Origin of the sequence: Paenibacillus wenxiniae, assembly GCF_039822605.1 — a bacterium.
Taxonomy (GTDB): Bacteria; Bacillota; Bacilli; order Paenibacillales; family Paenibacillaceae; genus Saccharibacillus; species Saccharibacillus wenxiniae.
On record NZ_JBCGUH010000005.1, the window covers coordinates 77,632 to 99,816 of the forward strand.

The window sequence follows — 22,185 nt, forward strand, 5'->3', positions numbered from 1 at the left end:
ATGTACACTTCTCTACCTACACTCTGTATCCATTTCTATCACTCGATTGCATTTATCTGTTGATATTTTTATACATCAAAGGGGGATGGCTTATTGAGTTGACGGCATTACGATACTTGCCTACTATCATATAGGCTTATTTTTATAGCTTCAAGTGTACCTCTTTGTAGAAGGTGCAATCATCGTGCAATTATACATGTATGTGTATATACATATATAGGTGGGGAGTGGGATTCATCGTGCACGTATACAACATCATTTGTTCTGAATGAGTTATTGACCTAAATTACGTATTAGTCTGAATCGCTTAATGATCAGAAATTTAATATTGACATGCCCACGATCACAGTACCACGCTATTTCACCATTACTCTAATCCATAGTTAGGTGCATTTGGTTCAAAATGGTTTGTATCCCCTTTCAACAAATGATAAAGTGAACTAAATGTTGCCTTGAAAGGATTGTCGTATCTTGAATTCCCAACCTTCTAAATCTCCTTTTCTTACCCTTCGCTGGTATACGTTCTTTATTTATGGAACGATGGTCATCTTCACCAGCTTCTTTCAGCTGTATTTGCAAGATATCGGCATGAGCCAGAGCGAGATTGGCGCACTGATGGCGATTGGACCATTTGTGTCTTTGTTTGCGAATCCATTCTGGGGTTATCTCGGCGATCGGATGCAAAATATACGTTTTGTGCTGCTTGCGATGATGATCGGCACACTTGTACTTGTGCAAATTGTCTTTAATGTAGAAAATTATACGTTGATTTATATCGTCATGACGTGCTTTTTCTTTTTTCAAACACCGATGTTTGCGCAGTCCAGTACGTTAATTCTGAACTATATTGACGGAACACCGTACAAATTTGGCGGTTTCCGGTTATATGGGTCACTGGGATGGGCGTTGACCGCCGTCGTTGCTGGTCCTGTCATTGATCAGCTAGGTGTACCACGGATCGGAATTGTATTTACTGCACTACTGATGGTCGCTATTTTGCTGATGATCGTATTACCACCTCAGGAACGTATCGCAGGCGGTGCGGCTCCGATCAATTGGAAAACATTAAAGCAGATCGGCAGCAATTTGTATTTTATCGGATTTATTATACTCGGTGTGCTGGTCGCGATTCCAAATATGATGAACAGTACCTTTCTGTCCTTATATGTGATTGAACTCGGTGGATCGAAAAGTATGGTAGGATGGGCGGTATTTGCTTCGTCGATTTTTGAAGCGGTATTGTTCCTGTTATTCGATCGCTTTCTCCGTAAAAAGGTCTCGTTTATGATCGGGTGGCTGGCGCTGGTAAGCTTATTGTTCACTTTCCGCTGGTTGCTGATGGCCGAAGCGGTGAGTCCGATGCAAGTTATTTTCATTCAATTGCTGCATGCGGTGACGTTTGGCGGTTACTTTTATGTCGGTACGCAGCTGACGATGATGTTTGTACCCAATGCGTTTCGTAGCACGGGGCAGGCACTTTATACGATGACATGGAGCGGCGTATCTGGCGTGATCGCTGGATTTCTCGGTGGATGGCTGTTTCAAAATTTCGGATCAGAGCAGATGTATCTAGCTGGCGTGGCGTTGTCGCTGGCTGGATCGATTGGGTTTGGATTGATGTGGCTGAATGTTAGGAGAACGGGGTATCAGTTGCCTGATGAAGAAGGGTAGCTTGCTGGTTAGCTGGTGAGAGTGGTGGGGCTTATGTTTTTGGGAGGTTAGATGTGAAGCAGACATCACTTCCGGTAAGAAATAAGGGGACGGGTTGGGATGTTGTCAACATAATTGTGGCTATTGTGAAATACAGATGGCGTTAGCATGGGATCGGTTCAGGCATTTGTTGGTGGGAATGTCGTGGATTTTTTTATTACGTCTGTAGGGTATGGCAGTGGTAGGGCACTTTGTTGTTAGTTGGGGGTTTTGGCGGTTAGGAGTTGGAAGGTTATACGATATCGCTACAGTGATGTCGATCATGAAAGATCATGTTGTTAGATGAAGTTCCTTTGTAAAAGATAAAAGGCGCTATCCCTTGTCTGGGATAACGCCTTTTTATTTGTGATGAGCGGTCGAATACTTTGCTCGTTACTCATGACATGATGCGTAAATACTGACTCTCTATATCTTAAGCCATTAAGCCCTTCAGTTCCTCAGCTCTTAGGTTCTTAAGCCCTTAAGCCCTTAAGCCCTTAAGCCCTTAAGCCCTTAAGCCTTTGGCAATTTAAACGAGCTTTTCATCGATACGACCAGGTTGAACACAGGGTCGCCTGGCATGGTGTATTTAGGATCGGCGCTGAAATAGCCGTGGCGGAAAAATTGGTAGCGATCGAAAGCGGCGGTGTCTTTCAAGCCCGGCTCTACGAAACCGTGCACGATTTCGAGCGAGTTTGGATTGATGGAATCCAGAAATGTTTTTTCTGGAATTTCGTCGTTACCGCCAGCAGTTTCTTCTACCAGTTCTTCGTCTTCTGCTTTGATCAAAGGCTCATACAGGCGGAATTCGGCTGGAACGGCTTGAGAAGCTTCGACCCAGTGAATCGTACCTTTAACTTTACGCGCGTTAAAGTCGCTGCCGCTCTTCGTTTCGATATCGTATGTGCAATGAATTTCGACGATGTTGCCGTCTTCATCCTTGATAAAGTCATTGCATTTGATAAAGTACGCATGTTTCAAACGAACTTCATTGCCTGGATACAAACGATGGTATTTCGGTGGTGGCACTTCCATGAAGTCGTCTTGCTCGATATAGATTTCACGCGAAAATGGAATTTGGCGAATGCCCATCTCTTCGTTTTCTGGATTGTTTTCTGCATCCAGCATCTCCACCTGTCCTTCTGGATAGTTGGTGATCACAACTTTGAGCGGACGCAGTACCCCCATTGTGCGCGGTACTTTCAGCTTCAAGTCTTCGCGGACAAAGTGATCTAGCATTTGCAGATCGATAATACCCTGACTTTTGGAAATCCCTGTCTCATATACAAACGAGCGCAGTGCTTCCGGTGTATACCCGCGACGTCTCAAACCAGAGATTGTCGGCATACGTGGATCATCCCAGCCATCGACGATGTTCTCATCGACGAGCAGCTTCAGCTTACGTTTACTTGTCAGCGTCTGTGCTACGTTCAGGCGACCGTATTCGTATTGATGCGGCTCGGCATCCACTTCACACTCACGGATCACCCAGTCATAAAATGGACGCTGATCTTCAAACTCCACCGTACAGAGCGAATGCGTAATGTTCTCATACGCATCTTCAAGTGGATGCGCATACGTGTACATCGGATAGATGCACCATTTGTCGCCTGTATTATGATGCTCCAGATGAGCAATACGATAAATAACCGGATCACGCATGTTGATGTTCGGGGAACCCATATCTACTTTGGCGCGCAGCACCTTTTCCCCGTTACCGAATTTGCCGTCACGCATCTGGCGGAACAGCTCCAGGTTTTCCTCTACACTGCGATCACGATACGGGCTATTTGTACCCGGCTCGGTCAGCGTACCGCGAGTTTCACGGATTTGCTCAGCGGTCTGATCGTCTACATACGCCAGACCTTTGTTGATCAGCAGCTCTGCTTTTTCATACATAAAGTCAAAATAGTCGGATGCAAAATATTTGCCTTCCCACTCATAGCCGAGCCATTTCACATCTTCTTCAATGGCGCGTACATATTCGTCGTCTTCTTTTGCCGGGTTCGTATCGTCAAAACGCAGATGCGTCTTACCGCCAAACTCGTCTGCCAATGCAAAGTTCACCCAGATCGCTTTCGCATGACCGATATGAAGATAACCATTCGGTTCCGGCGGGAAACGAGTTACCACTTTATTGACCTTACCGGACTTTAGGTCGTCGGTAATGATTGTTTTAATAAAATTAGAAGGAGTCAAATTCGAGTTCTCCACACCTATCAACCTTTCATCGTTCAGTTTCTGTTGCGAATATATCTATTATAACGGTTATACAGGCATAGGCAAGGCAGTTCGCCTCTTCATCTCCATATGATACCGTATACAAGTCGATCATGACGGGACTTGCGACTTTTGACGACTAATCCCGAATACGATAGCATAGACAATAATATACAGGAAGGAGCGTGCCACATGAAGCCGATGAAGCTACCGCGTGAGACGCGCGAAGCGATGATTGCCCATATTCAGCAATTTTTTGAAATGGAGCGTGGTGAACCGATTGGAGAACTGGCCGCCGATCAGGTACTGGATTTTATGATGACTACAATTGGGCCGCATATGTACAATCAGGCACTGGCAGATTGCCGTACGCTGGTGAATGAACGGATGGCTGGCATTGAGGAAGATATTTATGCACTGGAACAGCGTCCTCCACTGCGACCACGTTAATGATCGCATATACATTCGGATACTGAACGACCTTCATTCTCAGCATTGCTGCACAAGCCCATACCATGACGGAAAGAGAGGACATGTTGCATGTTCACCTACATATTGGATGAAGAAACCGAACTGCGTCCGCTGGAGCCAGCGCATGCCAGGCATATTTATCAATTGATCGATCAATCACGTGCCCATCTGCGGCAGTGGTTACCGTGGGTTGACGCCACGACTTCGCTTCACGCAAGCGAAGACTTTGTACGCGCCAGTCTCACCCAGGCGATGGAAAATGGCGGCTGGAATGCAGGCATCTGGTACAAAGGTCAGTTCGCCGGCATTATCGGTTTTCATGAAATTAACTGGAACCATCGTTCCGTCGGCATTGGCTACTGGCTTGGCGAGCGATTTGAGGGCAATGGGCTGATCACATCTGCACTGCGAGCGATGCTCGATTATGCGTTAATTGAGCTGAATTTGCATCGGGTGGAAATCCGCTGTGCAACTAGCAATAAGCGCAGTCGGGCAGTGCCGGAGCGACTTGGTTTTATTTTGGAAGGAATTATTCGTGAAGCAGAGCTACTGCCACCCGGTTATGCGGATCATGCGGTGTATGGCATGTTACAGCAAGAGTGGAAGCTGAAACGGTAGTTTACGCTACGGTATGATGATAGAAAATGATGATAGAAAACACCACGTTCAGGCTATTACTCGCTGGAACGTGGTGTTTTTGTAATGTTTTTTAGTGTTCGATTTTACAAAAAAGTCAGCTTTTAGAACATCTTATTTTAAAAAAGAGAGACCACTCGTTCACAGTAGACACATGATGATGAATGGGTTTCTGTTTATATCATTTACAGTCATGATAATACGTATGCTGTTCAAGTTGATTACTTTTTAAACATCCAATGCAATGCCCTATTACTCGTCTGGAAAGTCTAAACTTTTGGCAACTTTCAGCAGCAGTTTTTCATTTTGATCGAAAAATGGTTGTGGTACTTTGGCGTAGAAATGATACTCTACATCGTTTGTGGATACATACACCATATCGTACAAAATTTGATCGTCCTCTTTACCAATCACGAGTGTACCCTCTTTCCCACTATCCAAAGCAACCCGCTGTCGCTGAACACTCTGATCGTCATGATGATACGGATCGGACACATCCTCCATATCATTGGCAGCATACACGCGAATATCGATATCCGGATTACCAACATATAGCATCTTGCCATCGCCATTGTCTGACTCCTCCCCAGCTGTCCATGTAGCAGGATAAGCGATCGAATAGCCATACCGACTATTTACATAATGATACAATGCCGTCTTCTGATCGTCTGTTGCTGGGCTTGCTTTTGCATCAGATGGAGTAGAATGGGTAGATTTAGCTGTTGATGTTGGTGTTGAGGTCGCTTCCTCACTTGTCGACGTTTCTAGTCTATCTGAACCCTCTTCTGACAGATCGGAAGTCGGTTCTTTGCCAATTGCTGCACTCTCGTTCTCTGTATTCGTGCTTTCTGTAGTAACAGATTGAGCTGACGATGCGCTTGTGTTCGACTCGTCTACATTTGCGGTATTGGAGCAGGCAGCACAGAGTGCTATAGTAGCGATTGCTGTACAGGTTAATACGATTTTCTTCATAAATGCTTCCCCTTTCTACTATGTATGTTAGACTGTTCATTTATTGCCTGTTGCAGTCTAGCTTCGAGTGATCATAGATTGTTTAGCTCAACTAGTTAATACTTCTATAGTATAGGTAATAAAAGACATTTTTGCATGTTTAGCATGTTTAGCTTGAATCGAAATTAACTTGAAGTTGTTGCGTTGTGCATATACTTTGTTCAAACCTTTATCCAAACAGGAACGTTTTCAATGTCGCAACACAAAGGGCTAGATTAATCATTCGTGTATAGCTTCGGCCCAGATGTCGTATCCATTTTCAATGCGGCAGATTCGCTTCATCCGTTCGAAACAATTTATGTGACGAGAGGATCGACTTCGTACAGTCTCCTATTGCGAAAATAATTTCTGAACATTGGGCAGTGTCTCGTTTGGTGTTGTCATGATCGTGATACCTAGCTGCTCTTATATACGTGCAAAAGCTCGACATCAAATGCCGAGCTTGGAATGATTTCTGTTTATTTCTATTGTGGCTTGTGGCAAGCCTAATCTTCATCCAGCTTGATCACATCCCATTTCGCAAACAGCGAGAATCCCGAAGCTTCCGCTAAGCGAGCGGACGATATATTATCCGGTTGGCATCGGTATTGTGACTCCAAGCCCTGCTTTAACGCTTGAGCAACAATCGCTCGCACGGTCTGACGTCCGAAGCCTCGGCCACGGAACTGTGGCAGCGTGATTATGCCTAGATCGGCAAACGAAGTACCGTTCCACACATACATGCTCGCTACCGATACTAACCGCTCATCGACAAAGTAACCAAATACCAACCAGTGATCCAGCTCGACGAAAGCTTCGTCCAAATCGACTTCTGGCGCAGTCAGGACGAATGCTTCGAAAACGGCAGCATCTTTCGGTGTTAATTGCCGAACTGTTGCCGGAAAATTTTCAACAAGCAGAAGTTTTTGTTCGGCGAGCGGCACATAAAATAAATAATCCGCGCCGTTCAGCTCTACTCCAGCAAGCCGTAGCTTTTCGAACAACGTACTGGCAGCTATCTCACTGTCCGCTTCCAATCCAGCTCGCTGAGCGATAGCTGGCACTAAGGAGAGAAATCCGCCACAGCCTAACGGATCAAGCAGCATAACACTTCGCGTCACAGGTAGCTTAGCATCAATAATTACACGATATGTGCCGGACGATGGGCAATCGCTGCTCGGTTGCCAGTAGTCATAAACCTGATCTGTAAAAATCGAACGAGAAGAAGGGGGTTCGGTCATAAGAATCGCTCCTTTCGGTGTAAAGAGGCGTATGTATAACGGTCATAATTTTACGCTATCGAATTTCTTACGCATCTTCAGACGATATCGTTGGAAGTCAAAAATTTTTCAGCTTAGACGTATCGGCAGCTAAGGCACACTTGAAAACTAAATTCTCGAAAAAATGCCCGCATACTGTGACTGTGCTCTTTCACCATGTATCGTCCAGGTGCTCATAGCTTTTTCCTTACGTAATGCCGATGAACGCCGTCTTCCAGCTTTGTGTCGCCAAGAGATTCGAAGCCACATTTTTGCAGCACAAGATTGGAAGCGATATTGTCAGGCCTGGCGAGGCCGTGAACGATTTGCGTATCGGTATGGGCAAACAGCCACTCGCTCAAAGTTTGGACGGCTTGCGTCATATATCCTTTTCCGCGCTGGAAAGCAGAAATACCATAAACGATCTCCCGATTAGGCTGGGGAAGCTCATCTTTAGTACCTGTACAGCACCAGCCTATGAAATGTCCAGTCGAGCGTTCAATCACAGCGAGCCGCAATATCCTGTCTTCAATCTGTCCGTTGCGTGCTGCCGCTGCGAGAAATTCACGATTATCGGGAATCTCATAGTGGCTTAGCCATAGCCGCCTTGTCTCCTTGTCGACATACCAGTCGGGCAGAAACTCACGGATATGCAACTGCGCCGTAATATCGCAAAATTCATCCAGATCTTCCAGAACGAATTCACGTAATACAATATCTCGGCTTTTCAGTAGAAATGGCGCAGATTCGCCATAAATCGAAACATTATTCATCTTAAATTGTCCTTTCGCACAGACTCGAATCCATATTATAGTTCTGCTCCATAACGATGTTCCTCCGTCACAATCTCAAAGCCAGCTGCGCGGTACACTTTTAAAGCGTCTTCGTTGCGGACTTCAACGTCCAGTTCCGCATCGATGCAGCCCCGGCTATGAATCTCGTAGAGCGCACGAGTTAGTAGCGCTGAAGCCAGACCACATCGGCGATGAACTTTGCGAGTCAGCACTTCTTCAATCTCGCCTGCCTTGCCATCGGATATCCAGTACATTAAACTGGCGGCTGGTTCGCCATCCGCGTAAATCTGAAGCATCCGCCAGCCGTCACGCGATACGATGTCAGCCAGACGTTCCGCTCCGATCGGCGTTTCCGGCCAGATCTCCATATCCAGTGCCAGATACTGATCTGCTAGTTCCCTGCTCATCGCGTCGAATTCTCGCCAGGCGTAACCTTCAGGCAGAGCGAAAGCATCAGTGGGCACGTTCACCTCGGTTGTTTGAGCGGAGTCTAGCGCCGACCGGTCTGTGAATGTATGGCACATTCGATACTGCTGCTTCTGCCGCAAGAACTCAGGGCGTGCGGTAAAATAGCTGGTGTTGACTGCTTCCTCCACGTAATTACCAAAACAGAGCAGCGTACCATGCGTATTAGGAAGTGCCGTCTGGATTTCCAGCGCACGAGTTCGTAACGTCTCGTACATCGCACCTAGCAGCTCCGTATCATTTTCACGTTCAGGTAGTGTTTTCAGATTGAAGAAAATACGGTGTTTGTTTGATGGAGCGGCTGTCGGCGGCATAATGCTGAACACATCGACCTGACCTTTGGCGATCATCCTGTCACCTTCAAATGCACAGTAGACGTTCGACCAGTTTTCCGGTTCGCCTACCCACCAGAAGATCATACGTCGTCCTTCTACCGCTTGATTGTGAAAGGCACTAAGTGCCGGAAAGTCGCTTTCGCGAAAATGTCGGATACAATAAATAGAAGTTGTAAGTTGCATCAAAATCGAGTCCTCCTTATGAACATCGGAATTCGTAGAATGGTATTCCAGCAAATGGAATCTTGCTTTCCAGCAGGTAACCGCTTGCTTCCAGTATGCTCTAAAAAAAAGGGGAGAAATGAACCGTTCTTGCGCAGATTGAAATAAATGTAGTTATTTTATCGGTGACTTGTCTCGAATCAAAACTGATTTGCGCCAGCCTGCATTTTACCCGATTAAAAAGCTCATTGAATGGCTGAAATGGACAGGAGATCGCTCAAACTACCGCAGCTGACGCTTCTGACGTTTTTTGGTAGGATAATAGGAAAGATTGGACAGGAGAAAGGAACGTCAGCAAGTCGGACGCAGGGAATGAGCATGAATGAAAAAAAACAGCATCATCTGCAATCAAACAAAGAAACGAACAGGCGAAGTGACACGGATTCGTCTAAGAAATACGGGACAGTCGAGACGATCGATCAAGTGCTTCAAGAGGTGGAACGACGACTCGCAGAGAAAATTGTGCTCGACGAATTAGCAGAACATGTACATCTGTCAAAATTCCATCTCCACCGCCTAATACGTGCTGCCACAGGATTGCCGCTTATGGAATATATACGTGCGCGCCGATTGTCAGCCAGCGTAAAGGACCTGCTCGCCTCCAGCGGAGAACAAACGATATTGAATCTAGCATTATCCTACGGATTTGATCACGAGCAATCGTATATCCGCTCGTTCAAACGGCAGTTTGGCGTGACACCGGCTCAGTTTCGTCGCGGACGTCGGGAGATTACACTGGTCGAACGGTACGATACGTCAGCGCTAAAAGAAATCCGGCGCGGCGTAGTATTTGAACCGACATTTGTGATGAAGCCACAAAGTCTGTATGCCGGACGAAAGGCGACCATCAATGAGCAAGACAATTGGGAAAATCTAACGGCGAATATACAGGGAGCTTCGTTCTTTTACAACGAATACCCGAATATTCCCCATAAACTCAATCCCGGTGTGTATATCGGGCTGACACTTTATACGCCCGAACATCTGCCGGATGCGACGGATTATCTGACTTCAGCAGAAGTTTCTTCTTTAGATGGGATGGAAGGAAAATGGGATACAGCGGTCATGCCCGGTTGTAAATACGCCGTATTCAAATACATCGGGGATTTTCATGCGGAAAATCTAAATATTCATGATCTTAACGATATTTGGAACTATATAGACGATTGGCTGGTACGATCCCCTTACATACAATCTCATCCTCATCATTTCGAATATATCGATATTGCGAATACGCGCGAAGATTATTGCGAAGCGGATTTGTATTTGCCTATCGGGGATCGGAATGTTTAATGAACATGGAAGATGAACTTTTTCATCGATTTCTTATACGTGAGTCCGTAATCTCAATGCTTCCGACCGAGCGAGTAGGTAACGTCAACTTGCTAATTGAAATGTTATGCACACCCATTTGTCGCTATTCTGCCTTTCTTACTGCTTACAACGTCAAAACTTTTATCTTCCCTTTACGTCAATTTAAGTTTGATTTAAGCCACTACGGTTACAATAGCTATGCAACAACTAATTACGAAAGCATAGCAAAGTGAGGTATCCGTATGAAACGCACGACCATCAATCACCGTGCTCGCAAGGGCAAAGGGATGATCAGTACACTGCTGCTTGGCATCGCGATCAGCAGTTTGTTGCTCGGAGATCAAGCCAATGCACAGGCAGCCGTTAAAACGTCCACTGGCTCCGCCGTTGTCCGTCAACAGCAAGACCCGTTCTTGAGTACACTCGGCGCTGATTCAGATGAGGATGTCTATGATGAACTGTACGAAGGCAGCAGCCTGGCAGACACGGCGCGCCGCAACAACAAAAGCCCACAGGCCATTATTGACCTGCAGGTAGCACAAATGAACGATCTGCTTACACAGCGATTGATTGACGGAAGTATCACGCCTGATACATACCGGGCGCAAAAGGAAGAGCTGACCGAACTCATTACCAAAAGCGTATACGGACAGCACCCTTATAACCTGTAGACTACAGCCAATACGTCATTAAAATGTCATCCACATATCGTCCATGAATATAAAATTGTTCCTGAAGCCGTCCATTTTCGACGAATCCGTATTTGTCGTAAAATTGGACGGCTTCTGTATTGGTTGACAGCACCCGCAAGGTCAGCTTGCGAATATGCCGTGCGCGCGCATACTCGCATAACGCATCCAGCAGCCGCATAGCGATACCGTGACGACGATAATCCGGATGAACCGCGATATGAATATCGTACACATGCTGACTTACGGCAAATGATTGCGGATAGCCAAAGCCGACATAGCCGCACACTTGATCGCCATGCAGAGCCAGCAACTGACTTCCCGGCGGACAAGCTTGCAAATATTGACGACGAGACGAGCAATAAAAAACGGACGGTGTATTTAAATGATTCCAGACAAGCTGATCAAGCTGCATTAGCTGCCGGGCATCCTTCATCGTAGAGGGGCGAATCACGGTTTCAGAAGTCAACGAAAACGACATTACAGGACTCCTTTCGGAAAACGCATAGGTACGATATTTTGCTGCGCTAAAAATCACTTTTTATTGCACTCCGTGTTAGAAGATCGCTAACACTGCATCGATAAGATATTTTGCTGCACAAAAATCACTTTTTATTGCACCCCGTGTTAGAAGATCGCTAACACTGTATCAAGCTGGATTGTATCCAGCAGAATAGGCATTTGGAGAACATACAGACTCAGTGTATAGCAAACGTCGGATCAGCACACTAACCTGTGTGACTTATTATAGCATTGCTCTATCGATACGTAACATGATCCAGTCGAAGTTTTACATACACCTGCTCCTATTTTACGAAATCCCCCGTTAACTGCTCTCCTTCTACTCCCTATCATCCGTATACTTAGCTGCTATCGTTCAATCCATGATCGCTCAGTCGGTGGGCTGCCTGTACTGATCAACTTCCTTTATTGCCGTGGTTGAAGCTGTGCTGGATGCCGCTGCGCCGCACTATGCACCATATAAAACAGCAACGACATCACCGCAGCCACAACCGCCACCCATGTCACCGGCAGCAGTCCACCCTGATCATAAAACACACCCATCACATACGGCCCGATCACACGTCCAACTGCACCAATCCCTCCAGCTACGCCCAGATAAAAGGGCGCATACGCCCCTGTACGCTCCGATACAAATGACGGAATCGCCGGAGAAATTAGCATCTCTCCAAATGTAGTCAGTACCATTGCAATTACAAATGCAGCATACCCCGGATACACCAGAATAACGATATACCCGAGCAGGTAAAATACCGCACTCGCTGTCATCTGTGCCTGTGCCGTGCGCGCGAATAGACGCCGCACCAGATTAACAAACGGCTGTCCGGCAAAAATAAGCACTCCATTCAGCGTCCAGAGCAGACTATAATAACTAATCAGCAGACCGGAGCTTACGATATGCGGCGATACACCGGTATTCCAGATCGAATTTCCTAGCCACAGAAACATCGTCGCAATGCCCATAAACAGATACACACGCACCTGCCGCAGCAGCAAGCCTGTCCGTTCAACCGGCGCCGATTTCGGTCGCCCTGGATTATGGTCATCGATATGCGCTGGATCAGCCGTACCAATTTTGCCAAGATAAACGAAGAAAAAGATCGCAAAGCCAACGCAACTGATTCCGTTAATAACAAACGACAAATAATACGAAATATCCGCCAGCACGCCGCATAATGCCGTTCCCAGCGCCACACCGATATTGTTCGCCACATAGACGATATTAAATAACTCTCCGCGCCGATCGGCAAAACGAAACCCGATAAACGCCTGAATTGCCGGCATCGACATCGAGTTAAACAGACCGATAAATACCATTGCACCCATGAATAATGGAAAATGACTACTAACCGCTGGTAACGTGAACAGAAACAATCCGTTAAGCAGCAGCGAGCCTACGATCAAGCGGCGTACACCCAATCGATGATAGAGCGCACCACCTAGCAGTTGCCCGATAATACCGCCAAGCGATTGCAACAGCACAACCAGCCCGGCATCCTGCATCGGACGCCCCAGCTCCTGATAAACAAACAATGTGACCAGTGGCCACATTAAAGATCCCCCTGCTGCATTAAGCAGACTGGCGAGCAGAAATACTTGAATTTCCCGTGGATAGGTTTTGAGCCAGCGCATGATGAATTCCTTTCTATAGGCCTGCTAATCGCAAGAAAATGCTTTTATGCTGTACAGACGCATATAGCGATAATCGCTTATATGATGTCATGATCATTATGTATTAAACACATAATCTTTAGTATGCTTGATTGCAGCTATAACAGGCAAGCATATCCATTGCCGCTTTACACGGATAAGGAGCTGAACTTCTATGTACTCATTACCATCCCGAGATCTGGAACAGTTATATACGCAGTATTATGCGCTGTTAAAGGCGATTGCCTACCAGATGATAGGATCACATAGCGATGCGGAAGATATTGTACACGATGTATTTGAGCAACTTGCAAACAAGCCGCTGGCAGAGATCGAGCATGTAAAAGCATACTTGATTCGTGCCGTCACCAATCGAAGCTTGAACATCCTGCAATCCGCACGCAAACAGCGTGAGCTGTATCCTGGTCCGTGGTTACCAGAACCCGTAGTAAGTCAGATCGCTCGCCCTACTCGCAAAGCTTCCAGTCATACTGAGGATACTGGCGGAAACGAACATGGCACCGAGCGCGCTGGCACTTCCTCATCTTCCTTACTACCACTGGCTGGAACACGCGCGACCGATTTACACTTTACCTCCATCTATGAATATGATGCAGAGCAATCGCTATTGCAGCAGGAACAGATTGGTTATGCCGTTATGGTCATGTTGGAGCAATTGAACCCTGTAGAACGTGCTGTGTTTGTATTGCGCGAATCATTTCAGCTTGATTATGCAGAGATTGCAGACTATGTGAATAAAACCGAAGTCGCCTGCCGGAAAATGCTCAGTCGCATCCATGCACGTCTGCAACCGATCCATAAACTACAGCCTGTCGACAATAGTTCGACGCTCGCCTTTACCGAAGCCTTTCTGGAAGCTGCACGCAGCGGCAATTTTGCTCCGTTATTACATCAGCTACGCGAGGATATACAGCTGTACACAGATGGCGGCGGCAAAGTGCGCGCAGCATTGCATCCGATTAGAAGTCGCTATCGGGTGACGACATTTTTGCAGGGCATTGCGGGAAAAGGTGCATTTGCAGGAGAATGGTCGCTTATTTCGGTCAATGGCACACCAGGTCTACAATTGCAGCGTGATAGAGCCATCGTTTATGTATTGACCTTTGCATGGGATACAGATGGACAAGTGCAACATGTGTATATGATCTCGAATCCTGATAAGCTGGCGCATATTGATGCTACAACGTCTGTTTAGAGCAGTGCTATGCTGACATTTATGGTTACAACGTCTAGTTAGACCGATGCTGTATCGCTAGTTACTGCTACACGATCTGTTTGATCTGATAATTTATGGATTTTTGCTGCTATTGTGTCTGTGTAGAGCGATGTACTATCATTTTTTGCTGCTACCGTGTCTGTGTAGAGTGATGTACTATCATTCTTTGCTGCTAACGTGTCTGTGTAGAGTGATGTACTATCGTTCTTTGCTGCTACCGTGTCTGTGTAGAGTGATGCTGTATAGATCTTTGCTGCTGTAGCGTCTTTTAAAAGCTGCATCTTAAAGCGATGCTGTACACGTCATTGCTAACTGAACGCGATCACAACTGAATGAACCTAATTTATTTTTTCAAAAAGTTTAAAATAGGCGGATTATTGGTCACAGAACATAGCATGAAGTTGTCTAAGAGGATGAAGGCTGGTTGTAAATGAACTGCAAGCAAGCCTATCTACCATCGATCAGGTATTGCTACCAGATCCATCGGCATAATCTAAAGGAGATGACCATCATGCAATTACGTCTTGACCATTACAAAGCCAATCCCGGTGTATACCGACTCATGCTCACGATGGAAACGTTTATTAAAGAGCAGCAACTGGATCCCGTGCTGTACGAGCTGATCAAAATCCGTGCCTCTCAGCTGAATCGTTGTGCATATTGCATCGATATGCATATTCGTGATTTGCGCAAAATGGGCGAAACCGAAGAACGTATTGCCCTACTCAGCGTGTGGCGCGAAGTTCCGTATTACACGGCTGCGGAGCGTGCAGTATTGCATCTGACCGAAGTGGTGACCGAACTATCTCAGCAAGGGGTTCCTCAGGCTGTATATGACGAGATGCTGGAGCATTATAGCGAGCAACAATTTATGACGATCCTGACAGCGATCAATACGATTAATTGCTGGAATCGAATCGGAGTCGCGACCGGAATGTTTCCCGGTTGCCGCGATAAATAAGTCGCGGTTCGTCAGACTTATGTCTGTTTGAGTGCATGTTTGAAATGCTGACCGAACCTGCTGGAATCCAAGACCGGTTGGTCTGCTGAAATTTTTTTGTCATTTTAAATTCAGTTATGTTTCAATCTGTGAGCGTCCGTTTAACAATAAGTAACGGCATTTGGCGAGAGTGATGTCCCCTTCATTCTCACCCTCTGTCATATCATGGACCACTCCCGGAATCCGCCATATCACGGTTTCGTTCCCCCGAACCGCGACATGGCGGATTTCATTTTGTCTTTTGCACATAAATATTTTATTTTTCACATAAATATGTAAATTTAATACATATTTATACATTACGTTGTCATACAAACAATCATTTAGGACGCAGATCATTTTTAACTTTATTACATAAATTTCTTAACTTTTACCATCACTATCTATGCAGTTTATACTGTAGACACATCGATATCTCATCCAAAGAAAAATGACCCGCCGTCAGGCAGGTCATTTTTGATGTCGTCGTGTGCTTCGTTTGGTATTTAGTTAGGACGGATATGCAAACTCATATTCCTTGCCACAGTAGTTGATCCCTAACCAAACAGGTTGCGTACACACCTGGTTCGATACTTCATTTGTTCAGTATTTCGTTTGGTATTTAATTAGGACATATATGCAGGCTCATATTCCTTGCCGCAGTAGTTGATCCCTAACCAAACAGGTTGCGTACACGACCCTGATTCGATACTTTATTCGTTCAATATTTCGTTTGGCACTTCGTGCGGTGCTTCGCTTGATGCTCATTGCTGCTATTTACAAGATATTCATATCCGCTATCGATGTCCTTGCTGCAAAGCCAAAATACTGTTCAGCAGATGGATTTTACGAATCGGTTTCGTGATCACCGTCTCGAATGTATCGCGGAATTCGCCCTCTACCTTTTCACCGAGCGGTGCAAGCAGGAATAGCTGCTGCTTCTGAATCTTCGTTCGCTCACGTATCCAGCGCTCGCGATCAAGCATGTTCAGATCGACCAGTACTAGATCATAATCATGATGATACAGCTCGTCAAAGAAGCGCTCATCCATATCGTCCACAATCGTCACCTGTGCTCCCCATTCACTCAGCATATCATGAATAAGACCACGACAGATCGCATTACGCTCTAACAGCATAATCCGCAAATCATGCAGTACATTGTCTTTAAACGGAATCGACGGCAGATCTGTATACCGTTCAAAATGCAGCGCAATACTTACAGATGTGCCTACACCATGCAGGCTTTCGGCTTGAATCGTGCCACCCATAAGCTCAGTAAGTTGCTTGCAAATAGCCAATCCAAGTCCAGTTCCCTGGTGCATATGCTGGCTTTGCTCATGCATTTGCTCATACATGCTAAATATATCATTCAGTCGCTCGGACGGAATACCGATGCCTGTATCCTCAACTGATACCTTTACCGTCAGCCGCTCTGGATCTTCATTGGGTAGCATAAACAGCGATACGCTAATATCGCCTTTTTCCGTAAACTTAATCGCATTTTGCAGCAGATTCATGATGATCTGACGCACTTTAAGTGCATCGCCAATGACGAATAGTGGAATGTCTGAATGCACATTCAAATGAACCTGCACGCCCTTTTCAAACGCGCGCGGTGCCAGTGCATACGTTAAATCTTCCATCGTATTGATCAGATCAAACGGATCGCGTGCCAGCTTCATTTTACCAGCTTCAATCTTGCCCATATCAAGCAAATTGTTCACAAGCGCCATTAGTGCTTCGCTGCTCGTATGTAACACATGAAGATAGCCTTGCTGCTCTTCATCCAGACTTGTCGTGCGCAGCAGGTCGCTCATGGATAAAATTCCATTCATCGGTGTACGAATCTCATGGCTTAGCATAGCGATGAAGCGCGTTTTACTTTCGGCAATCTGTTCAGCCTGTGTACGAGCCTGCTGTTCGGCAGCAAGCTGTTGCCCCAGCTGCTGTAGCTCCTGCTCCATCTGTTTTTGCTTTTCGATCATTTCATTCCATTTATGTTCACTCTGCTTTTCCATACTGCACCTCTTGATTCGTTCTGCAACATATCAATCTATTTATTACCCGGTCATTATTTTTTGAAACGAAAGGGGGATGTCGTGTTAACGTTCAGGGATAGAGGAAGTCATCAGTACGTTGACCGATATTAATTTGGATATTGAAAATGGCTTACGTCTTGAAATATAGACATTTCAATATACAATCAAAACTAAAATGTAACTTGGTCAACGGATTAGGACATGTATACAAACTATTTTACTAGGACATACTCCAATCTTATATAGGAATGTACGGAGTGGGAGATTACTAACACTACAGATCGTCCTTTGTCCTTATTTCCTTTCCGCAGTGAAGTGCTACTTATACGTATCCCGGTTTACTTACACGCCCTATTTACTTACACGTCCTAGTATCAATGGCTATTACAGTTAGATCAGTTACAGTTGCTCTTGCTCTTGCTCTTGCTCTTGCTCTTGCTCTTGCTCTTGCTCTTGCTCTTGCTCTTGCTCTTGCTCTTGCTCTTGCTCTTGCTCTTGCTCTTGCTCTCAAGCATTATGATGTGGATGAGCACCAAAATGCTACCCTTTAATCAATATACTTCCGGTCTCAAGATATAAAAAGCACCTTCTTCTGCACCTTAGTTGACTGAGTAGCCTAATGTGCAGTGAAAAAGGTGCTATTTTGCTGCTTATATGAATTGATCATCCTCATAGCTACAGGCAGGTTATACACAAATTCAAGTGATAACATATCCAGCGCTTTGAGAAAATCATTGTCTAAAATTCAGTCTCATCCAACAATCTACAGCGTAAGATTGGATTGCTGTGCTGGGAAGTAGTCAAGAGCTAAGTTTGCGTCAAACGGTCTCTCCTTGCACCGGGTGCTGCAAGATCGCTATTACGATACATTATCAGATCATTACTGCGATATATCATCAGATCATTGTTACCATATATCGTCCTTTTCCCTTATTTCACTTTCACAGCGAAGTATGGCTCAACTACATACAACTGGCATCCCCCTGAACTCTATCCCTTTATTATCCACGATCGCTAATGATCCCCTACCTGGCTCAACCATGCGCCTGCTCGCTATGCTGTAACGGTAGCGCCACAGCGACACCTGCCCCGTTTCCAGTCGTCGCGTCCGGTTTTGCCATCTGGCTTGTACTGTCCACCGGTGAGGCAGGAACCGCGCCCACTCCAGTTGGACGAATATAAGCTACAAAATAAGCGCAGGCAACAAATAGCGCACCACCTGTCAAATTACCAAGCCATACCGGTACAAAATTCATTGCATACTGTCCCCATGAATAATAGCCAGCAAAGATCGCAGCCGGAATCAAAAACATATTGGCTACAACGTGCTGGAATCCGATCGCAACAAACGCCATCGTCGGAAACCAGATGCCTAACACTTTACCGCTAATATTATCCGCACTATACGATAACCATACCGCCAACGCCACGAGCCAGTTACAACCAATACCAGATACAAACATTTGCAGGAAGTTCCCCTCCAGCTTATGTCCTGCCATCTCTACCGTCTTGGCAAGATAAGGCCCAGTCTCCGTCATACCGACCACATGTCCAAAAAAATAAGCAACGAATAACGCACCGAGCAGGTTTGCCAGCGTAATTGCGAACAAATTACGTATCACTTCAAGCGTGCGAATGCGTCCAGCCATACGTGCTAGCGGCACCGCCATCATATTACCGGTTAACAGCTCGCCACCTGCAACGAGCACCAGAATTAGCCCCACCGGGAACAACGAAGCGCCTACAAAATTCGCAAAGCTGCCCCATTCCTCCGGCATGCTCGCAATCACCCGAATATCCAATAAAAAACCAAGTGCGATAAAAGCACCTGCCAAAAAGCCCAGTACTAGCATCTGCGTCCAGCTGGAACGCGCCTTCGTCACACCGGTCTCGATGGTGTTGAGCGCGATCTGCTGTGGTTTGTAATAAGCCATAGTAAGGTTCTCTCCTTTGAGGAATTCATTGCCGGATGGATGAGATCAGGATAGGAGAATATCTATATGCCACATACCACGTCTGTCCATACAGTAAGAATTCACTTTATTGTCGCCTGCAATCAGCGTTTATTTTCATATTTCAATTTTAATAGATTGACTTTGTGAAAAAAGTAACAAATATCACGTTAATGAGTTTATGGAGCGAATTATTTTAAATATTTGAATTTAAAATGGGTGACAGTCTATACTTTGCCCATCCTCTAATGAATATCTCTAATTTAAACCTTCACAATTATTTTTGGCTTACGGATGATAACTAAATGTACAATTGAGACGATATAAAACATTTAAAACCGCTTCCGTACAGTCCCGAATGGTGCTATAACAATCCTGAAATTGCATATTATTTGTACAATAAAAAGCCTACTTGCGTCCAAACCGCAAGCAGGCTTTCATTTATATTAAACACGCTGAACACATATATCGCTCTCCATCCAGCATGTGTAACACAGATTCAAATACAGCAACGTCATACACTCCAAGCATTTTATTTCTTGTATACTCATCCACTGCCAAACAACTGCAACCTTCATTTTCTACGTCATCTACATCATTACGATCCGTACAGCTATTATCCTTACATCTACTATCCATACACGTGCTATCTTTATACGTTCACCGGTTCCTTCACAGCTACCGCAGGCAATGCTTGCAAACCTACACTATTCAGGTAGTTCCACGGTTTGTTGTAATGTGGCTGGAAGAAAAAGTCGACAAAGGCCAGTTGATCGACGGTCATGCCAGCTTGAATGAACACCGAGATTGTATTAATCGATTGGGTTAGATCGGCATGCGACATGATCTGTGCGCCCAGAATACGGCGGCTATTTTTCTCATACACGACTTTCAGTGTAACTTTCTCATGCGTCGGCATAAATTCCGGACGATAGTTATCTTCGATCGTCGATGTTTCCACATCCAGTCCTGCCAGACGTGCAGCGGTTTCGGTCATACCGGTTGCGGCGATGTTGTCTTCATAAATTTTGATACCGGATGTGCCCTGTGTGCCCATATATTCGGTTGTCGGTTGCACCAGATTGCGTGCGACCAGTGTACCCATCCGTACTGCGTTGGTTGCGAGTGGGATGTACGCATGCTGTCCGGTTGGGTTGTAGTAGATCGCACAGCTATCGCCGGCAGCGTAGACGTCCCGTTTGCTTGTTTGCATATAGTTATCGACGATAATTGCGCCGTTAGGTAGCATATCGACCTGTCCGGCAAGCAGCTCGGTTTGTGGACGGAAGCCGATGCACAGAATGACCATATCGGCGGTATGCTCACCACGGTCAGTTACAACCGTACTCACCTTACCATGCTCACCTTCAAAACGTAAGACTTTCTCATTCAATGCCAGCTTGATTCCCTGCTCGGTCAACGTTTGTTCGGTACGTGCGGTAAATTCAGGGTCCAGATATTTGCTCAAAATGCGATCTTCCGCATCGATCAGCGTCACCTGTTTGCCGTTCATCTGGAACGCTTCAACCAGCTCGACACCGATATAGCCTGCGCCGACAACGACGATATTGCGCGCGGTTTTCGCTTTTTCGATGATCGTGTTAGAGTGGTTAAAGTTTTTCGATAAAACGATATTGTTCAGCTCAATGCCTTCGAATTTCGGAATGATCGGCCACGAACCCGTCGTTACGATTAATTTATCAAATGTATCGGTTAGCACTTCACCTGTGTTCAGGTTGCGTGCAGTTAATGTTTTGGCATCGGTATCGACGGAGGTCACTTCATGCAGCATTTTGGTCGTTACACCTAGCTCGGCCAGTTGCTGCGGCGAGGAATAGAACAGTCCCTGTGCATCCTCAACGACTCCACCTACATACAAGGCAATACCGCACGACAGAAACGAAATATTATCGTTACGCTCATACACGGTAATCTCAGCATCCGGGTACAGCTTTGCGGTGTTGACGATGGCGGCGGTTCCTGCGTGTGTACATCCAATAACAGCTACTTTCATGATTTCTTCCTCCTGTGTAATTCTGTATTTGTGCAAAGCTTGTCATCCATTCCGACAGGTGCAATAGGTCAGTTGCTCCATCGCGTATCTGAAAGAAATAAGGAAATAACTTAGTGAATACATTCACATTATAAGACGAGTAAAATGATTACTTTTAAAATAATAACCTTTGATGATCGCAGATCTTGCTACTCCATAGTGCAAGCTGCTGTTGTATAGCTAATGATGCAGCTAGTCGGTATTATTCTTTTTCACACTCTGCTTTCTGTGTTCTGTGTTCTGTGTTCTGTGTTCTGTGTTCTGTGTTCTGTACTCGTCATGCATGTGAGCTAGTCGATCTTTTATTTATGATCGCCCGGCTTGTTTGTTAACCGACTCGATTCGCTAGTCGTTTCGCAATGGCTACGTCATGGGAAGAGAATGATGAAATGATCCTCTCCCCTAACTACAGCCTTTGCTGATTGGGGTATGGTGGAAACGATTGGCTTGTGAATGTTTTCACCTTATGATGTAATTATATTGTGATTTTTGTCACAATGCAATAGGTTTGGAGGATGTTCATACTTTGTTCATACTTTCACAAATATAGTATGAGGAAACGCATAGTTTGGATTTTTGCTTCGTATATAGCGAATATTTGAGCGCCATTCCTCCTATTTATATAGGTATGACAAAAGGAGATAGCCAGAAGCATAACAAAAAAGG

The 22,185-nt window shown here is 45.5% G+C and carries 17 protein-coding genes; 7 read left to right on the forward strand and 10 right to left on the reverse strand.

The window, feature by feature from the left end; translation table 11 throughout:
• The first annotated feature begins 468 nt into the window (after positions 1-468).
• Positions 469-1,671 carry an MFS transporter gene (locus tag AAHF22_RS11130; protein WP_371834058.1) on the forward strand — a complete coding sequence of 401 codons (1,203 nt, stop codon included), beginning with the start codon at positions 469-471 and terminating at the stop codon, positions 1,669-1,671.
• Positions 1,672-2,202: 531 nt separating this feature from the next.
• On the opposite strand, the gene AAHF22_RS11135 is transcribed toward AAHF22_RS11130, so the two are convergent.
• Entirely contained in the window at positions 2,203-3,912 is a 1,710-nt protein-coding gene (locus tag AAHF22_RS11135; protein WP_347325080.1) for a glutamine--tRNA ligase/YqeY domain fusion protein, read from the reverse strand.
• Positions 3,913-4,101: 189 nt separating this feature from the next.
• Between AAHF22_RS11135 and AAHF22_RS11140 the strand changes: the two genes are divergently transcribed.
• Together AAHF22_RS11140 and AAHF22_RS11145 are read left to right on the forward strand one after the other, a co-directional pair.
• A complete protein-coding gene (locus AAHF22_RS11140) occupies positions 4,102-4,359 on the forward strand; it encodes a DUF2164 domain-containing protein (RefSeq protein WP_347325081.1) in 258 nt (85 codons plus the stop codon).
• A gap of 90 nt (positions 4,360-4,449) precedes the next feature.
• Positions 4,450-4,998, forward strand: a complete 549-nt coding sequence (locus AAHF22_RS11145; RefSeq protein ID WP_347325082.1) for a GNAT family N-acetyltransferase — start codon at positions 4,450-4,452, stop codon at positions 4,996-4,998.
• A 270-nt stretch (positions 4,999-5,268) separates the two neighbouring features.
• Here the strand turns inward: AAHF22_RS11145 and AAHF22_RS11150 are convergent, their stop codons facing one another.
• From AAHF22_RS11150 to AAHF22_RS11165, 4 genes are all read right to left on the reverse strand, one after another.
• Positions 5,269-5,988 carry a hypothetical protein gene (locus tag AAHF22_RS11150; RefSeq protein ID WP_347325083.1) on the reverse strand — a complete coding sequence of 240 codons (720 nt, stop codon included), beginning with the start codon at positions 5,986-5,988 and terminating at the stop codon, positions 5,269-5,271.
• Positions 5,989-6,512: 524 nt separating this feature from the next.
• Positions 6,513-7,247 (reverse strand): GNAT family N-acetyltransferase, encoded by a 735-nt coding sequence (locus AAHF22_RS11155; RefSeq protein ID WP_347325084.1) that lies wholly within the window; start codon positions 7,245-7,247, stop codon positions 6,513-6,515.
• A 212-nt stretch (positions 7,248-7,459) separates the two neighbouring features.
• Positions 7,460-8,038, reverse strand: coding sequence for a GNAT family N-acetyltransferase (locus AAHF22_RS11160; RefSeq protein ID WP_347325085.1), 579 nt, complete (start codon positions 8,036-8,038; stop codon positions 7,460-7,462).
• Positions 8,039-8,073: 35 nt separating this feature from the next.
• Positions 8,074-9,042 (reverse strand): GNAT family N-acetyltransferase, encoded by a 969-nt coding sequence (locus AAHF22_RS11165; RefSeq protein WP_347325329.1) that lies wholly within the window; start codon positions 9,040-9,042, stop codon positions 8,074-8,076.
• Positions 9,043-9,399: 357 nt separating this feature from the next.
• On the opposite strand from AAHF22_RS11165, the gene AAHF22_RS11170 reads away from it, so the two are divergent.
• Together AAHF22_RS11170 and AAHF22_RS11175 are read left to right on the forward strand one after the other, a co-directional pair.
• A complete protein-coding gene (locus tag AAHF22_RS11170; protein WP_347325086.1) occupies positions 9,400-10,374 on the forward strand; it encodes an AraC family transcriptional regulator in 975 nt (324 codons plus the stop codon).
• A gap of 263 nt (positions 10,375-10,637) precedes the next feature.
• Positions 10,638-11,066 carry a hypothetical protein gene (locus tag AAHF22_RS11175; protein WP_347325087.1) on the forward strand — a complete coding sequence of 143 codons (429 nt, stop codon included), beginning with the start codon at positions 10,638-10,640 and terminating at the stop codon, positions 11,064-11,066.
• 1 nt (position 11,067) lies between these two features.
• Here AAHF22_RS11175 and AAHF22_RS11180 read toward each other — a convergent pair whose 3' ends face one another.
• Together AAHF22_RS11180 and AAHF22_RS11185 are read right to left on the reverse strand one after the other, a co-directional pair.
• Positions 11,068-11,565 (reverse strand): GNAT family N-acetyltransferase, encoded by a 498-nt coding sequence (locus tag AAHF22_RS11180; protein WP_347325088.1) that lies wholly within the window; start codon positions 11,563-11,565, stop codon positions 11,068-11,070.
• Positions 11,566-12,011: 446 nt separating this feature from the next.
• On the reverse strand, positions 12,012-13,238 hold the full coding sequence (locus AAHF22_RS11185) for an MFS transporter (RefSeq protein ID WP_347325089.1): 1,227 nt from the start codon (positions 13,236-13,238) through the stop codon (positions 12,012-12,014).
• Positions 13,239-13,431: 193 nt separating this feature from the next.
• Between AAHF22_RS11185 and AAHF22_RS11190 the strand changes: the two genes are divergently transcribed.
• Together AAHF22_RS11190 and AAHF22_RS11195 are read left to right on the forward strand one after the other, a co-directional pair.
• On the forward strand, positions 13,432-14,472 hold the full coding sequence (locus AAHF22_RS11190; protein WP_347325090.1) for a sigma-70 family RNA polymerase sigma factor: 1,041 nt from the start codon (positions 13,432-13,434) through the stop codon (positions 14,470-14,472).
• Positions 14,473-15,004: 532 nt separating this feature from the next.
• On the forward strand, positions 15,005-15,454 hold the full coding sequence (locus AAHF22_RS11195; protein WP_347325091.1) for a carboxymuconolactone decarboxylase family protein: 450 nt from the start codon (positions 15,005-15,007) through the stop codon (positions 15,452-15,454).
• Positions 15,455-16,269: 815 nt separating this feature from the next.
• Here AAHF22_RS11195 and AAHF22_RS11200 read toward each other — a convergent pair.
• The 3 genes from AAHF22_RS11200 to AAHF22_RS11210 form a co-directional block, all read right to left on the reverse strand.
• The gene (locus AAHF22_RS11200; RefSeq protein ID WP_347325092.1) at positions 16,270-17,493 is read right to left on the reverse strand and encodes an ATP-binding protein; all 1,224 of its coding nucleotides are present in this window, start codon (positions 17,491-17,493) and stop codon (positions 16,270-16,272) included.
• Between the two features lie 1,055 nt (positions 17,494-18,548).
• The gene (locus AAHF22_RS11205) at positions 18,549-19,448 is read right to left on the reverse strand and encodes a formate/nitrite transporter family protein (RefSeq protein ID WP_347325093.1); all 900 of its coding nucleotides are present in this window, start codon (positions 19,446-19,448) and stop codon (positions 18,549-18,551) included.
• Positions 19,449-20,118: 670 nt separating this feature from the next.
• Positions 20,119-21,480 carry an FAD-dependent oxidoreductase gene (locus AAHF22_RS11210; RefSeq protein ID WP_347325094.1) on the reverse strand — a complete coding sequence of 454 codons (1,362 nt, stop codon included), beginning with the start codon at positions 21,478-21,480 and terminating at the stop codon, positions 20,119-20,121.
• Between the last annotated feature and the right edge of the window lie 705 nt (positions 21,481-22,185).